Annotated in this window: 13 protein-coding genes; 5 read left to right on the plus strand and 8 right to left on the minus strand. The window is 56.7% G+C overall.

What is annotated here, in order from left to right:
• Window positions 1-415: 415 nt before the first annotated feature.
• From AM218_RS02230 to AM218_RS02255, 6 genes are all read right to left on the minus strand, one after another.
• Window positions 416-1,153, minus strand: coding sequence for a metal-dependent hydrolase (locus tag AM218_RS02230; protein WP_071843835.1), 738 nt, complete (start codon window positions 1,151-1,153; stop codon window positions 416-418).
• Between the two features lie 55 nt (window positions 1,154-1,208).
• Entirely contained in the window at window positions 1,209-1,652 is a 444-nt protein-coding gene (locus tag AM218_RS02235) for a hypothetical protein (protein WP_054411480.1), read from the minus strand.
• A gap of 19 nt (window positions 1,653-1,671) precedes the next feature.
• Complete coding sequence (locus AM218_RS16655; RefSeq protein WP_157547478.1) at window positions 1,672-2,109, minus strand: hypothetical protein; 438 nt, start codon at window positions 2,107-2,109, stop codon at window positions 1,672-1,674.
• A gap of 32 nt (window positions 2,110-2,141) precedes the next feature.
• Window positions 2,142-2,729 carry a hypothetical protein gene (locus AM218_RS02245; protein ID WP_054411484.1) on the minus strand — a complete coding sequence of 196 codons (588 nt, stop codon included), beginning with the start codon at window positions 2,727-2,729 and terminating at the stop codon, window positions 2,142-2,144.
• Between the two features lie 233 nt (window positions 2,730-2,962).
• Entirely contained in the window at window positions 2,963-5,101 is a 2,139-nt protein-coding gene (gene scpA / locus AM218_RS02250) for a methylmalonyl-CoA mutase (protein WP_054411486.1), read from the minus strand.
• A 137-nt stretch (window positions 5,102-5,238) separates the two neighbouring features.
• Window positions 5,239-7,020, minus strand: a complete 1,782-nt coding sequence (locus tag AM218_RS02255; RefSeq protein WP_054411488.1) for a methylmalonyl-CoA mutase family protein — start codon at window positions 7,018-7,020, stop codon at window positions 5,239-5,241.
• 149 nt (window positions 7,021-7,169) lie between these two features.
• Here AM218_RS02255 and AM218_RS02260 point away from each other — a divergent pair, with 149 nt between their 5' ends.
• The 4 genes from AM218_RS02260 to dnaA all read left to right on the plus strand — a co-directional run bounded on the left by AM218_RS02260 (window position 7,170) and on the right by dnaA (window position 12,024).
• Window positions 7,170-8,399, plus strand: coding sequence for a porin family protein (locus AM218_RS02260; RefSeq protein WP_054411490.1), 1,230 nt, complete (start codon window positions 7,170-7,172; stop codon window positions 8,397-8,399).
• Window positions 8,400-8,618: 219 nt separating this feature from the next.
• A complete protein-coding gene (locus AM218_RS02265; protein WP_231717525.1) occupies window positions 8,619-9,368 on the plus strand; it encodes a 5'-nucleotidase C-terminal domain-containing protein in 750 nt (249 codons plus the stop codon).
• A gap of 91 nt (window positions 9,369-9,459) precedes the next feature.
• Window positions 9,460-10,380, plus strand: coding sequence for a bifunctional metallophosphatase/5'-nucleotidase (locus AM218_RS02270; protein ID WP_054411494.1), 921 nt, complete (start codon window positions 9,460-9,462; stop codon window positions 10,378-10,380).
• Between the two features lie 141 nt (window positions 10,381-10,521).
• Complete coding sequence (gene dnaA, locus AM218_RS02275) at window positions 10,522-12,024, plus strand: chromosomal replication initiator protein DnaA (protein ID WP_044514885.1); 1,503 nt, start codon at window positions 10,522-10,524, stop codon at window positions 12,022-12,024.
• A gap of 67 nt (window positions 12,025-12,091) precedes the next feature.
• Here the strand turns inward: dnaA and AM218_RS02280 are convergent, their stop codons facing one another.
• Both AM218_RS02280 and AM218_RS02285 read right to left on the minus strand, forming a co-directional pair.
• Window positions 12,092-12,580, minus strand: coding sequence for a hypothetical protein (locus AM218_RS02280; RefSeq protein WP_054411496.1), 489 nt, complete (start codon window positions 12,578-12,580; stop codon window positions 12,092-12,094).
• Window positions 12,581-12,681: 101 nt separating this feature from the next.
• The gene (locus AM218_RS02285) at window positions 12,682-13,113 is read right to left on the minus strand and encodes an OsmC family peroxiredoxin (RefSeq protein WP_054411498.1); all 432 of its coding nucleotides are present in this window, start codon (window positions 13,111-13,113) and stop codon (window positions 12,682-12,684) included.
• A 172-nt stretch (window positions 13,114-13,285) separates the two neighbouring features.
• Here AM218_RS02285 and AM218_RS02290 point away from each other — a divergent pair, with 172 nt between their 5' ends.
• Window positions 13,286-14,782, plus strand: a complete 1,497-nt coding sequence (locus tag AM218_RS02290) for a GH3 auxin-responsive promoter family protein (RefSeq protein ID WP_054411500.1) — start codon at window positions 13,286-13,288, stop codon at window positions 14,780-14,782.
• The last annotated feature ends 60 nt before the right edge of the window (window positions 14,783-14,842 follow it).

A 14,842-nucleotide genomic window follows, 5' to 3' on the forward strand; every position in this document is an offset into this window, starting at 1 on the left:
CTGTAAGGGTAGAATAGATGGATAAAAAGCAGGACACAAACCGCAGGCTGCCCGGCAGCCCCGGCCCGAAATAAAACTATAGCCTAACCGATGGTCAGACGTAAAAGAGGAGCTTTAACAGGAAAAGACCGGGCGCAAGGCCCGCTCACACATACTTCACCTATAACCTCATCTGCCGGTAGTCGTGCTGACACCGGCTACCTGACCGCTCTACATCCGCTCATATCGTCGGAGCCCTGCATATCCAGCAATCCGAAAATACGAAATGGCTCAATTAAATTCAATTTAAAATTAATATAAGTATATAAAATAACGTGATTCTATTACATGAGTAGGGTAGAAGAGCGGGTTTAAGGCGCACGCCTACAGGCAGCTCCCAAAAGAGTACTGCGGTTGAATCTCCGCCGGCTCCGCTTTACAGCAGCTGCCCTACGTCCAGCGTTTCGCCGGCTTGCAGTACCTGCAGGGTTACGCCATCTGCGGGCTGAAGGAAGGACTGCAGCTGCTCCGGCGTGCCCACCAGGGATGGAAAGGTGCCGTAGTGAAACGGCACTACCTGCGGCACCCGCAGCAGGCGGGCGGCAACAGCGGCTTCCCGCGGCCCCATAGTGTACCGGTCGCCGATGGGGAGCAGGGCTATGGTGGGTTGGTAGAGGTCGGCGAGCAGACGCATGTCGCCGAACAGGGCGGTGTCGCCGGCGGCGTAGAGCACGGTGTTATCAGAGAAGCGCAGGATGTAGCCCACGGCCTCGTGCGGGACGGCGGTGGAGCCATCCGGCAGGTCGATGTGGGCGGGGTGGACGGCGGCCGTCATGGTCAGGCACAGGCCTTCCGGGAGGTCAACGCTGCCGCCTATGTTCATGGGCTCACATTGCGGCGCGGGCACACCCTGCTCCTGCAGGTAAAACCGGACCGGGGCGGGCGCCGCTACCCGGGCGCCGGTGCGGATGAGCAGGGCGGGGAGGTCGAAGTCGAAATGGTCGCCGTGGCCGTGGGTGACGAGCACCAGATCCACCTGCTCCGGCTGCCAGGCATAAGTAGGCGTGAACTGCAGGTTGGTGTACCAGGGGTCAATGAGAATAACCCGGCCCTCGGGAGTAGTAATCCGGAAGCTGGCGTGACCCAGAAATTGGAGCTGTGTAGTGGCAGGCATAGAATTGGGCATAGCTACAAACCAAACCGACCCGCTACTGGCGGGCCGATGGTACTTATAAGATGGTGGAAATATCCAGTGAGGTTTGCTGCGCCACGGAAGCCGGTAGCTGGGTTCGGCTCAGCAGCGTGGCTATGTGCCTGGGCAGCTCCGCTACTGTAAGTGGCCGCACGGGGCGGGCCACCACGTAATACCGCGCATCAGCCCGATCATGCAGCTGGGCCTTGGCGAAGGAAAACAGGCCCCGATGCGCATAGCGGGCAAAACCCTGAAAGTGCGCATCCTGCTCCGCACCCGCTTCCAGCGGCACCGCCTCAGCCGATTCTGCTTCCGGCATCGTCAGGAAATACTGATGCAGCTCCAGCAGCACTTCCTGAGAAGCGGCTACGGATTCAGGCAGGACTCCGCCGCCGGAGGCTACGTGCAGGATATAGCCGTTGCTATCTGTGGCAAACCAGTCGATGTCCGCGTCTTCCTGTTCTATGTCGTCTATGCGCATGGGAAAGTCTGGTTTCCTTCTACAAAAGTGCTTTAAGCTTATTGATGTACCGTTCCTGACTCAGCTTAACTAGCCAGGACTTATTCAGGTACGCTTCAAAATAAGCCCAAGGATGAGCTTTATCCACTTTCTTCTCCACTTTCTGAATGATAAATGCTAGATGGCCGCTGTTCCAGGCCCAGACTTCTTCTTCACGAAGGCTCAGTTTATACCAAAGCTCATAATCCTTCATCTGTTCCCAATTCATTTCCTTACCAGAACCACAGTGAGGGCAAACAGCTGCCCATAATCCTCGGTAAGGATCTACATCCCAGAAATGCTCGTAGCCAGCCGGACAATCAAGGTTTGTTGCTATCATCTGTTGACCGCAACCAGGACACTTTAATGCTACAACGCGTGGATAGTGGAAATGTCCGTATCGTGCGTGGCTACTGCTACCAAGCATGTGATTATTCATTAGCACAGCATCAATACTAGAAAGCCGCGACTTCAGCTGTTGATCTTCTGTTTATAGAGGGAAAGCATGAGCACGCCCTTTGACACTATGTATAACACTGCTGGCCGGATATAACCATACAGCACCAGACCTATTACACACAGTAGAAGACCAATAATAGTGGGCAGCACTCCCCCGAATGTATAGGTCATGCTAAGCACAAAGCCGAGCAGGCACTCGGGTCGATAAATCGGGAATAAAAAAGCCACCATTAATAGTCCTAGCATCAACATGCCCGCAAGGTCCGTCTGGCCTAAACTGAATAAAACAGAGAGTAAAGTCCCAAACAGCAGGCCGCCTATAAACCCCCGGAATTCGCGCCGGAAGAAGTCTGGGGACTTGGCATACTCTTCATTAGGGTCGTAATTCTTCTGCTTGATGCGATAAAGAAGAAACCAGGTAAGCAGAGGGAGCAGCAAGCCACCCCACCAGTTAGAAATGGCAGGCATTTCCTCCTTGGCCAAAAAATGGTGGCTCTGCACTCCGCCATGGTAATAGTCCCAAGCCAGGAGGGCCCAAATACTGATAGCTACAACGGCGGTGAAATACAGAATATTCCGGGAAAAGGCCTTCTGGTTCATAGATATTGCATTTACGGATACTCCCAGCGTTAAAGAATAGTAGAATTCTCAACTCAAGCATTGCGGGTTGCTTGAACGTCGGTAATATAGGTAAATGCTTATATGGAGCGCTAAGTCTGCATTCCAAAGTCGACGCATCTCACGTGCTGTCGTTGCCAAACTATTTACCACACTAGCGAGATGCTTCGGCTGCGCTCAGCATGACAATTTGTTTGGGGAATGTCAGCTGCCCATTATCCTTCAGTAAGCTTCTCCAAAATCTCCTGCGCCGCCACGGCAATAACCGTCCCGGGGCCGTACACGCCAGCCACGCCGGCATCATATAGGAACTGGTAATCCTGGGCCGGAATCACACCGCCGGCAATAACGAGGATGTCTTCGCGGCCCAGCTTCTTTAGCTCCTCAATAAGCTGAGGAATGAGGGTTTTGTGGCCGGCGGCGAGGCTGCTCACGCCCACGATGTGCACATCATTCTCCACGGCCTGGCGGGCTACTTCATCGGGCGTCTGGAACAGGGGCGCAATGTCCACGTCGAACCCCACATCGGCGAAGGAGGTGGCAATGATTTTAGAGCCCCGGTCGTGGCCGTCCTGGCCCATTTTGGCCACCATCATGCGGGGGCGGCGGCCTTCTTGGCGGGCAAAGGCATCGGCCGCGTCGCGGGCCTTGGCAAATTCCTGGTCGTAGTCCATTTCGGCAGAATACACGCCCGATATGGCGCGAATGGTGGCCTGGTGGCGGCCGTATACTTTCTCCAGCGCATCGGAAATCTCGCCCAGCGTGGCGCGGAAGCGGGCGGCGTGCACGGCTAGCTCCAGCAGGTTGCCCTGGCCGGTACGGGCGGCTTCCGTCAGCACGTCCAGAGCGGCCTGCACTGAGGCGTTGTCGCGCTCAGCCTTAATCTTGTTCAGCCGCGCAATCTGCGACTCGCGCACGGCGGCATTATCAATGTCCAGCACCTCAATCTGCTGCTCGTTGCCTACCGTTTCCTGGCTGGGGCGGTACTTGTTCACTCCCACAATAATCTCTTTGTGCGAGTCGATGCGGGCCTGCTTGCGGGCGGCGGCTTCCTCGATGCGCATTTTGGGCAGGCCGGTTTCAATGGCTTTGGCCATGCCGCCCAGCTCTTCTACTTCCTGCATTAGCGCCCAGGCTTTATCGGCCAGCTCTTTAGTGAGGCTTTCCACGTAGTAGGAGCCGCCCCAGGGGTCTACCACCTTGGTAATGTCCGTTTCGTGCTGGAGGTAAAGCTGGGTGTTGCGGGCAATGCGGGCCGAGAAGTCGGTGGGCAGCGCAATGGCCTCGTCCAGGGCATTGGTGTGCAGGCTTTGGGTGCCGCCCAGCACGGCGGCCAGTGCCTCCACGCAGGTGCGCGCCACATTGTTGAAGGGGTCCTGCTCGGTCAGGGAGTAGCCCGAGGTCTGGCAGTGCGTGCGCAGGGCCAGGCTTTTGGGGTTGGTGGGGTTGAACTGTTTGATGAGCTTGGCCCAGAGCAAACGACCGGCGCGCAGCTTGGCAATTTCCATGAAGTGGTTCATGCCAATGGCCCAGAAGAACGACAGGCGCGGCGCAAACTGGTCAATGGTCATGCCCGCGGCCAAACCGGCCCGCACGTACTCCAGGCCGTCGGCCAGGGTATAGGCCAGCTCAATATCGGCGGTAGCGCCGGCCTCCTGCATGTGGTAGCCCGAGATGCTGATGCTGTTGAAGCGCGGCATGTGCTGGGCCGTGTAGGCGAAGATATCGGCAATGATGCGCATGCTGGGCGCGGGCGGATAGATGTAGGTATTCCGCACCATGAACTCCTTCAGAATATCGTTCTGAATAGTACCCGACAGCTTTTCCGGCGTTACGCCCTGCTCCTCAGCGGCCACAATGTAAAACGCCATAATGGGCAGCACCGCCCCGTTCATGGTCATCGACACTGACATCTGATCCAGCGGAATCTGGTTGAAGAGCACCTTCATATCCTCCACCGAGTCGATGGCCACGCCGGCCTTGCCCACGTCGCCCACCACGCGGGGGTGGTCGGAGTCGTAGCCGCGGTGCGTGGCCAGGTCAAACGCTACGGAGAGACCCTTCTGCCCGCCCGCCAGGTTGCGGCGGTAGAAAGCATTGCTTTCCTCGGCCGTGCTGAAGCCCGCGTACTGCCGGATGGTCCAGGGGCTTTGCACGTACATGCTGGCGTAGGGCCCGCGCAGGTACGGCGCCTGGCCCGCACCAAAGCCCAAGTGGCTGATGCCCGCCAGATCATCGGCGGTATAAAAGCTGTGCAGACTGATGCCCTCCGGCGTGCTGGTTTCCGTTGCCTCCGCGGGAATGGTAGGCAGCGGCGCGGCGTTGTAGGGTATCTGGGCGAAGTTGGGTTTCATGGGGAGTTTTATTCTTGAGTCATGCTGAGCGTAGTGGAAGCATTGCTCGTGCTGATGTTGGGGTAGTAATTAGGTTTACCACACTAGCGAGATGCTTCGCTACGCTCTGCATGACGTTCTTTCTTTTCTTGTGACAGCTAGCGGCCTTGCAGGCGGGCCAGTACGTCTTCGGTGCTGTAGCCCTGCACGGTGAATTCCTGGAAGCCATAAAGGCGCACGCCTTCCTGCATCGTGGCCAGGTCGCCGGTGAGCAGGGTGGGGGGCACAAAGGTATCGTCGGAGGGCTCTACGCGGTATACCACCCGCGCCAGCTCCCGGAACTGGGTGGGCGTGGCGTACATCAGCGTCACTTCCTCAGGCGAGGAAAACAGCACGGAGAGCGTACCGGCCGGGTGGGCCGCATCTATTTCCGTGCGCTCCTGGTCAGGCAGCGTGCGCAGGAACGATTCCAGAATCAGCTGGTTGGTGCCGGGGCCCAGCAGCACCACGGCGGCGCGCTTGTTTTTCTTTTCGCGGCGCTCAAAGTGCAGGGCCGTAGCCAGCCGCAGCACCTCGGTGGGGTAGGTGGCGCGGGTGGTGTCGAAGTTTTTGCTGCGCAGGAGCTTTTTGGGGTTGAAGTCGAACTTCTCCTGCGGGTTCTGGAAGCGGTTGGTACCTACCACCACCTGCTCGCCGGTAGCAATACGGTGGAATTGGGCCTGGGCGGCACCGTGCAGCTCCAGGGCCACCATGCTGGCGGCGGCGGGCAGGCCACCCTCGGCTTCCACTTTCTGGAACAGGCTCCAGGCTTCACTGGCCAGCTTATCAGTCAGGGTTTCGAGGTAGTAGGAGCCGGCGGCGGGGTCGGCTACGCGGCCCAGGAAGGCCTCTTCGCGGAGCAGAATAGGCAGGTTGCGCGCCAGCCTCTCCGAAAATTCGTTGGGCTCATGAAATATACTGTCGAAGGGTGTTACGCTTACGGCATCGGCCCCGCCCAGCACGGCGGCCATGGTTTCCGTGGTAACGCGCAGCAGATTGGTGTGGGCGTCCAGCGTGGTCTGGCTCCAGTTAGAAGTGGCGGCAAATATGGGCAGGCTCTCGGCTATCTGTGCCGGCACGCCATACGCGTGGAGCAGCGTGGCCCACAGGCGGCGCAGGGCGCGCAGCTTGGCAATTTCAGGGAAGTAGGAAGGGTTGAGCCCCACTTGTACCTGCATGGCCGCGGCCACATCTGCAACGGACAGCAGGGCAGAAGGCAGCTCGCTTAAATACGCGGCGGCGGCGGCCAGCAGAAAGCCCAGCTGTTGGGTAATGGTGCCGCCCCGGTTGGCAAAGTAGGCCCCATTGAGGGACAGTGCATGAAATCCGGGGTGAGGCTGCGTGAGAGCAATGGCTTTGCGCAGGGAAATCAGCTGCAGGCTTAAGTCGGGCGCGTGGTTGGTAATGGGGTCACAGCTCAAAAAGCCCAGCAGGGAAGGCGTGCCCGTAACCAGCAGGCGCTGCACCAGCTCTGAAGGGTTCTGGTGCACGGTGTAGCCAACATAGGTGGCATGCAGGGGCAGCTGCTGGTGCAGGTAGTCTACATCAAAGCTGAGGGCATCGGCCAGCGCAAAATGCGCACCCGTGGCTCCCAGCGTAATAGCAGCGGCGGCTCTGTCAATGGCGGCGTGGCCATTTTCTTTCGCGGGCACTTGGTAGGTGGGCACGTTGCGCCAGCTTTCGGGGGAGGTGTGCAGCAGGGGGGCGGGCGGTCCGCCCAGTACTTCCAGCGCCTCGCGGTGGTAGAAGGGCTCAATGGTGAGGCCATCCGCCGTGTGCCATTGCAGCGAAGCCAGGTCGGCCCCTTTCAGGTCGCGGCTCAGGCGCTGCTGCCACTGCGCAGTGGTCACGGGTTCAAACTCGGAGAAAGAAACGGGCACAGGACGCGGGGAATCAGCCATACGGCAGCAGGGTGGGGTGAGAAATCAAGCTTCGAAAAGCGGCCTAAAGATATCGGTTCGGGCGTAGATAATATTTACTGATAAAACCGGCTGTAAGAAAGCGCAGGAGGTATCTTTGCCCGTTTTTATCTATTTTCTTTCTCCAATTCGTGAAAAAACAAGTACTCTTTCTTCTATTACTGATTAGCAGTAGGGCCGCCGTAGCCCAATCTGATTTCCGGCCTGGTTATGTATTACCGCTCTCCGGCGATACGCTGCGCGGTGAGGTTGACTATCGCAGTGAGGAGCGCAATGCGAGACTTTGTCGGTTCCGGGTGAACTCGGAGGTTACGGAGTATAAGCCCGAGCAACTGCGCGGCTACGGCTTCGCTGCCGAAAAACAATATCAGACTCGCCAGCTATCGGGCCTGCCACCTGTAAAGGCTTTTTTACGGGCCATTGTGTTGGGGAAAGTATCCTTATTCCAGTTGACTACTGCTGATGGTAAGCAAGCACTCTATGCGAGCAAAGAGGATAATGTCTTGCAGGCATTGGTACAGCGGGATACTACAGTTAGCCGGTATAACCAGGCAACCAGCCAAAATTCCAACGTTGTAGAAAGAGCATATCTTTTCCGCAATGTGCTTTGGTCAATGATGGCTGACTGCCCATCGATTCAGACTACACTACCGCGCATTGAACTGAAAGAATCGCAGCTAATAAAAGCCGTTCACGCTTATAATGTATGCGCTGGCAGTTCTCAGTATATAGAAAGCCCGCAGAAAACGGTCATTAAATATTCCATTCTTGGTGGTGCACGAACATCAACGGTGTATTACGCCCCCAGAGTGGATAAAGCAGAGAGGATGGAATCACAGATGATGCCGACTTTCGGGGTTGGCTTAGCATTGGCTCCCAGAAGTTTTAATCCAAAGCTCACACTCCATTTCCAAGGGTTTTATGTTCAGCAGCTTTTCGAAAAGCAGTTTATCAATAATGCTACTGATGGAATTTATGCCGGGGAGCCAACACAGCGTGAGGTGCATATAAAAATATCGTCTGTCCGCGTACCTGCCATACTCCGGTATACCTTCGCCAAAGGATTTATAAGGCCTTATATGCAGGGTGGAGCCATGTTTTCAGTAAATGTTGGGAGCGAAGCCTGGAGCATAAGCAATCCAGTGCGTAACCCAGATGTAAAGTATAGGGATGAAATTGAGATACGCCCTTACAACTTTGGCGCGCTGTTAGGAGCAGGTGTATCAGTTCCTGTTGGTAAATGGGGTAGTATGGACTTGGAAGCTCGCGCCGATTGGTTAGATAATACTTCGAGTACTGGAAGAACAGTATCTAATTCAAAAGGCTTATCTGTTTTGGCAGGCTTCACATTCGGCAAGTAGCTACTGAACCTTAAATCAAGAACCCCGGTCATTCAGAAGAACTCTTCTGAATGACCGGGGTTCTTATTGCGCTGTGAATTAGCAAGGATGTTCTCCTGACCCAACCATCCTTACGTCCGGGCAGTTGGCTTGCTGTTTGCTCCTGGCGGGCATTCCCGGCTACATGCTGTACCTTTGTCGGCTGCATTCCCTTTTGACTCTTTCCGCATATCTATGCATTTGTTTCGTTCTCGCGTAGCGGCCTTGGGCCTGCTTACTTCGCTGGCTCTGGGCACCGCCTGCCAGCGGGGCCCCTACCAGGCCACAGCGCAGCTACCCACCGTTACCGCCCAACCCGTTAGCAAAGCCCTGCCCGCCGACCCCAAGGTAGAGGCCGTTATTGCGCCCTATCATCAGAAGGTAGAAGAGCAGATGAACCAAGTGCTGGGCACGGCCCCGGTTGCTATTAAAAAGAACCCGGGCGAGTCGCCGCTGGCCAACTTTGTGGCCGACCTGCAGCGGGAGCGGGCCACTACCGCCCTCAAAGAGAACATTGACTTGGGTGTGATGACCAACGGCGGCCTGCGCGCCGAGCTGCCGGCCGGCAATATCACCCTGGGCTCCGTGTTTGAGCTGATGCCTTTCGAGAATGAGCTGGTGGTGCTGGATGCCCCCGGCAGCGTGGTGCAGCAGCTGTTCGACTATGGAGCCCGCGTAAAAATGGCCTTTTCCAATGCCACCTATACCGTCTCGCCCGATGGTAAGCCCACCGATATCCGCATTGGCGGCAAACCCTTCGACGCTACTCGCACTTATACCATTGCTATTTCCGACTATCTGGCCGGCGGCGGCGACCAGATGACGTTTTTCAAGACCATCACCCCCCGCAAAACCGGCGTGCTGCTGCGCACCGCCATTGCCGAGCACATTCAGGCCCTCACCAAGCAGGGCAAGCCGGTTGTGGCCAAGGTAGAAGGACGAGTGAAATAAGGAATTTAAAAAGCTGAATGAAGAGCTCTGAATGCGTGTTGCACAAACACGCTCCCCCAGAACTCCGCTTTCCAAACAGATACTGCTTACCATGAACCGCCGCGACTTTCTAAAAAACAGCGCCCTGGGTGCTGCCAGCCTGAGCCTGCTGGGCCTGAGCCTCCCGGCTGCGGCCGCCGATGCCTCGCGCCTCGTGATTCTGCATACCAACGACATGCACTCGCGCATTGAGCCCTTCCCCGATAATGCCAGCCAGTGGGCCGGTATGGGGGGTATGGCCCGGCGTGCGGCGCTTATTGAGCAAATCCGCAAGCAGGAGCCGCACGTACTGCTCCTGGACTCCGGCGACATTTTTCAGGGCACGCCCTACTTCAACTTCTTCGGCGGCGAGCTGGAGTTGAAGCTGATGACGCAGATGGGCTACGAGGCCTCTACGCTCGGCAACCACGACTTTGATAACGGCTTGGAAGGCCTGCAGAAGCAGCTGCCCAACGCCGGCTTCCCCTTCCTCATTGCCAACTACGACTTCTCCCAGACCCCGCTGGCCGGCCGCTTCCAGCCTTATAAGGTATTCGAGAAAGCCGGCCACCGCATTGGCGTGTTCGGCATCGGCATTGAGCTGGCCGGGCTGGTGTCCGACCGCAACTTCGGCGCCACCAAGTATCTGGAGCCGGTGGCCGTTTCCAAAGAAATGGTAGCCAAACTGCGCGGCCAGGAAAAGTGCGACATGGTTATTTGTCTTTCGCACCTGGGCTACAAGTACGAAAGCAATAAAATTGACGACCGGAAGCTGGCCGCGCAGGTTAGCGGCATCGACCTGATTCTGGGCGGGCATACGCATACCTTCCTCGATGCGCCCGCCCCCATTAAGAGCCCTGACGGCCGCGCAACGCTGATTAACCAGGTAGGCTGGTCTGGGATTAACCTCGGCCGTTTGGATTATACCTTTGAACGGGGAACCCGCCGGGCCAGCGTAGCGCAGGCTTCAGTGCTGCCCGTGCACGCCGCCTGATAAACGCAAGCAGAAGTCAGTTTTTTTCTCTGCTGACTTTTCCACATTTTTGTCTCCCTCAAAAAAATGGCCCTCCCGGGGACAGGCCTTTTCATCTCTTCTTATTTGCTCTAACCCAGCGTTTTTGCTCCAGTTTCATTGATGTTGAAGGATTGCCGTACCGTCTGGGCCAACTGTCTTCGCATCATCAGGAGCAGCATTGGGGAGCAAAGCTTCCGCACCTGGTTTGAGCCTATTGTGCCCATTGAGCTGCAAGGCAACGTGCTGATCATTCAGGTGCCCAGCCAGTTTTTTTATGAGTGGCTGGAAGAGCACTATGTAGAAGAGCTGAAGCGCGGTATTTATCAGGAGCTGGGCCCGGAAGGCCGCCTGGAGTACTCTATTGTAGTAGACCAGGGCAACAGCCAGAACAAGCCCCGCACCGTCAATATTCCAACGGCCCGCAAAGCCGCCGCGCCCACGCAGGCTGCCTCACCGGCTGGTTCACTGGCCGTAGGGGCCATGACGGCCAGCGCCCGCAACGTGGCCGCCGCCGCGGCCGCTCCGGCCCAGCAGCAGCTGCGCAACCCTTTCGAGGCTGCCAAGGGCATCGACCGTAATTACCTGCATTCGCAGCTCAACAATACCTACTCCTTCGAGAATTACATTGAGGGAGACTGCAACCGCCTGGCGCGCTCGGCGGGCTTAGCGGTGGCCAACAAGCCCGGCACCACGTCCTTCAACCCGCTCATGATTTATGGCGGCGTGGGTCTGGGCAAAACGCACCTGGTGCAGGCTATCGGCAACCACATCAAAGCCAGCAACTCCGACAAGTTTGTGCTTTACGTGTCAGCGGAGAAATTCACCAATCAGTTTATCGAGAGCCTGCGCAGCAACGCCGTGCAGGACTTCGCCAACTTTTATCTGTTGGTGGATATTCTGATTCTGGACGACGTGCAGTTTCTGTCCGGTAAGGATAAAACGCAGGAAATGTTCTTCCACATCTTCAACCACCTGCACCAGGCGGGCCGGCAGATTGTGATGACCTCCGACCGGCCGCCCCGCGACCTGGTGGGCCTGGAAGACCGGCTGCTCTCCCGCTTTAAGTGGGGCCTCACCGCCGATCTGCAAAGCCCCGACTTTGAGACGCGCATGGCCATCATCCAGAATAAAATGGAGCAGGATGGCATTGATATTCCGCCGCAGGTGGTGGAATACCTGGCGTACTCCGTGGACACCAACGTGCGGGAACTGGAAGGCGTACTGATTTCCCTGATAGCCCAAAGCAGCCTCAACCGCCGCGAAATTGACCTGGAAATGGCCAAGCAGGCGCTGCGTCACATTATTGAAGACGTAGAAGCGGAGGTAAACCTGGATTTCATTCAGAAGACGGTAGCCGAGTTCTTCAGCATTTCCGTGGATTTGCTGAAAGACAAAACCCGCAAAAAGGAAGTGGTAACGGCCCGGCAGGTAGCTATGTACTTTGCCAAGGAGCACACCAACCATTCCCTGAAAAGCATTGGCTACCACTTTGGCGGCCGTGACCATAGCACTGTTATCCACTCGGTACAGACGGTTTCCGACCTGATTGACTCAGACAAGCAGTTCCGGGGGCAGATTCAGGATTTGCGCAAGAAGTTTACCAACGGCAAAACCGGTAAATAGGCTGGTTACACGCAACAAAAAAGCCTGCTCCGGTACCGGAGCAGGCTTTTTTTATAGCTGATGGCCGTTAGATGGCCGGCTGAGCGTCGCGCAGCGGAATGTTATGCTGGGCGGCAAAGCTGCGGACCTGGTCGCGCAGGAAGCGTTTGCGCTTTACGCCGCGCACCTCGCGCAGGCTGAGCGCGTGGGTGCCACCGTCCTGCAGCTGCACGCGCAGCTGCTGCGGGGCCAGATCCAAGCCTTTGATGGCCTCGGCCGGGAAGGCCTGCTTGGGACGGAACAGCCCTGCCTTATGCACAATGTAGGCCGGCGTAAACTCTAGGTAGCTCTGGGTGCCAAAAATAGGGGCGTTGTGCACCAGCACGTAGCCCACATACACCAGACTGAAGGCCAGAAACACATAGTGCAGGAAGTGCAAATCGTTCAGGCCGCTGTCGGTCACAATCAGGGCAACGGTGTAAACAATCCAGAGCAGGCCAAAACCGATTTGCCCCCAGAAGGGAAGGCGCGAGTTATTGGCGGGCTGCAGGCGTATTCGGGTAGTTTTTGGCGGCATAAGGGCAGATTAGTCTTTTCAGACCTACAAAGTAAACGAAAAACCGGCAACGCTGGGAGCGAAGCCGGTTTAACCGAAGGCATTCTGATACTAAAAAGAGGTTAGCTCTTCAGCGTAGCCGAGGCCAGCTCCATTTCGGGCACGGCCTGCAGCAGCTGGGAAATAGGGCAGTTCTGCTTGGCAAACTCCGCGTGCTTCTGAAACTCTTCCTGCGTAATGCCCTCCACTTCGCCTTCCGTCTTCAGCGAGATTTTCACCACTTTCGGAATATCCCCGGAAGTATCCAGCGTCACTTTAGACTCTGTACGGAGCTGCTTTACCTGCGCCCCGGCTTTGGTCAGCTGGCCCGTGAGAAACATGGTATAGCAGCCCGCGTGCGCTGCTCCAATAAGCTCTTCCGGGTTGGTGCCCTTTTGCCCTTCAAAGCGCGCCCCCACGGAGTAGGGGGCTTTTACCAGGCCGCTTTGGGTAGAAATTTCGCCGCTGCCTTTGTTGTCGCCGTTCCATACGGCATTGCCACGTTGATTGATCATGAGGTGTTCAGATTAAGTAGAGAGTTGCGTTAAAGACTGTAGGTACGGTAAACTCCAGCGGCAGGATCAATCTAAAGCGCTGGCTTATGGCTACAGGAACTGTATTTTTGACGGTTGCTTTCCGCCGCCCGGCCGCCTGCTTTTCGCATCTGGCCTTTATTCAAGCTTCTGCATGGGTCTGAAATCTGTTCTTAGCCGCCCTTTTGCTGCCTTTATATACCACCGCTACCAACAGTGGCAGCGGAATCCGGTAGCCACTCAGCAGCGCGTATTCAAGCAAATTGTGGGGCAGGCTGCCCAAACTGCTTTCGGGCGCGACCATGAGTTTGCGGCCATGACCACGCCCGCCGACCTGGCCCGGCAGGTTCCGGTGCGCGACTACGAAGGTTTGGCCCCCTACTTCAACCGCCTGAAGCAGGGCGAAGCCAATGTGTTCTGGCCGGGCAAGCCCCTGTACCTGGCCAAATCCAGTGGCACTACCTCCGGGGCCAAGTATATTCCCATCACGGAGGCCAGCATCTCCAATCATATCAATGGCGCCCGCGACGCCCTGTTGCATTATGTGCATGCCACGGGCCGCAGCCAGTTCCTGGATGGCAAGCTGATTTTCCTCACCGGCTCCCCGGTGTTGGAAAATGTGGGTGGCATACCCACGGGGCGGCTTTCCGGGATTATCAACCACCATATCCCAGCCTATCTGCGGCGCAATCAGCTGCCCAGCTATGCTACCAACTGTATTGAGGATTGGGAAACAAAGCTGGACCACATTGCCGATGAAATGCTGGGCCAGCATCTCACCCTTATTTCCGGCATTCCCCCGTGGGTGCAGATGTACTTTGACAAGATTGTTGCCCGCACGGGCCGGCCGGTAGGAGAGGTATTTCCTGATTTTAATCTGTTCGTGTACGGCGGGGTAAACTTTGAGCCCTATCGTAAAAAGCTGTTTGAAACCATAGGGCGCCCCATCGACCACATTGAGCTGTTTCCGGCCTCTGAAGGTTTCCTGGCCTTTCAGGATGAGCCCGGCAATCCGGGCCTCTTACTGCTGCTCGATACGGGCATTTTTTACGAGTTTATTCCCGCCGAGCGCATTTTTGAGGCAAACCCGCCCCGCCTGACCCTGGCCGATGTAGAGCTGGACAAGCAGTACGCCCTAGTGCTCAATTCCAATGCCGGCCTCTGGGGCTACAGCATTGGCGACACCATACGCTTTGTGAGTCTTGCCCCGTACCGCGTTGTGGTTACTGGCCGCATCAAGCATTACCTGTCGGCTTTTGGAGAACATGTAATTGGGGAAGAGGTAGAGCAGATTCTGCGTGATGCTATGCAGCAGCACCCGGAGATAGAAGTGGTGGAGTTTACCGTCGCCCCGCACATCAGCGACAACCCCTTGGTTGACTCCTACCATGAGTGGCTTATCGAGTTTGCGCACCCACCCAAAGACATAGCCGGTTTTGCGACAGCCTTGGATGAAGGCCTACGCCAGCGCAACGTGTACTATAATGATTTGATAAAGGGCCGCATCCTGACTCCTCTCCAAATCACAAGCTTACCACTGGGGGCATTCCAACGCTACATGAAGAGCCTGGGCAAGCTGGGCGGGCAGAACAAAGTGCCGCGACTGAGTAATGATAGGAAAGTAGCCGATGGGCTGCTAAGCGTCATCTGATCCAGTGCCTAGTCAGGAATCCCTACTTTTCGTTTTGGTTTGACAAAGTAGCCGCGTAGT

The organism is Hymenobacter sp. DG25A, assembly GCF_001280305.1.
GTDB lineage: Bacteria > Bacteroidota > Bacteroidia > Cytophagales > Hymenobacteraceae > Hymenobacter.

What these genes read in the sequence shown, in the direction of transcription:
- AM218_RS02230 (WP_071843835.1), bottom strand. Translation starts at nt 1,153, where the DNA reads ATGCCTGCCACTACACAGCTCCAATTTCTGGGTCACGCCAGCTTCCGG.
- AM218_RS02235 (WP_054411480.1), bottom strand. Translation starts at nt 1,652, where the DNA reads ATGCGCATAGACGACATAGAACAGGAAGACGCGGACATCGACTGGTTT.
- AM218_RS16655 (WP_157547478.1), bottom strand. Translation starts at nt 2,109, where the DNA reads ATGAATAATCACATGCTTGGTAGCAGTAGCCACGCACGATACGGACAT.
- AM218_RS02245 (WP_054411484.1), bottom strand. Translation starts at nt 2,729, where the DNA reads ATGAACCAGAAGGCCTTTTCCCGGAATATTCTGTATTTCACCGCCGTT.
- scpA (WP_054411486.1), bottom strand. Translation starts at nt 5,101, where the DNA reads ATGAAACCCAACTTCGCCCAGATACCCTACAACGCCGCGCCGCTGCCT.
- AM218_RS02255 (WP_054411488.1), bottom strand. Translation starts at nt 7,020, where the DNA reads ATGGCTGATTCCCCGCGTCCTGTGCCCGTTTCTTTCTCCGAGTTTGAA.
- AM218_RS02270 (WP_054411494.1), top strand. Translation starts at nt 9,460, where the DNA reads ATGAACCGCCGCGACTTTCTAAAAAACAGCGCCCTGGGTGCTGCCAGC.
- dnaA (WP_044514885.1), top strand. Translation starts at nt 10,522, where the DNA reads ATGTTGAAGGATTGCCGTACCGTCTGGGCCAACTGTCTTCGCATCATC.
- AM218_RS02280 (WP_054411496.1), bottom strand. Translation starts at nt 12,580, where the DNA reads ATGCCGCCAAAAACTACCCGAATACGCCTGCAGCCCGCCAATAACTCG.
- AM218_RS02285 (WP_054411498.1), bottom strand. Translation starts at nt 13,113, where the DNA reads ATGATCAATCAACGTGGCAATGCCGTATGGAACGGCGACAACAAAGGC.
- AM218_RS02290 (WP_054411500.1), top strand. Translation starts at nt 13,286, where the DNA reads ATGGGTCTGAAATCTGTTCTTAGCCGCCCTTTTGCTGCCTTTATATAC.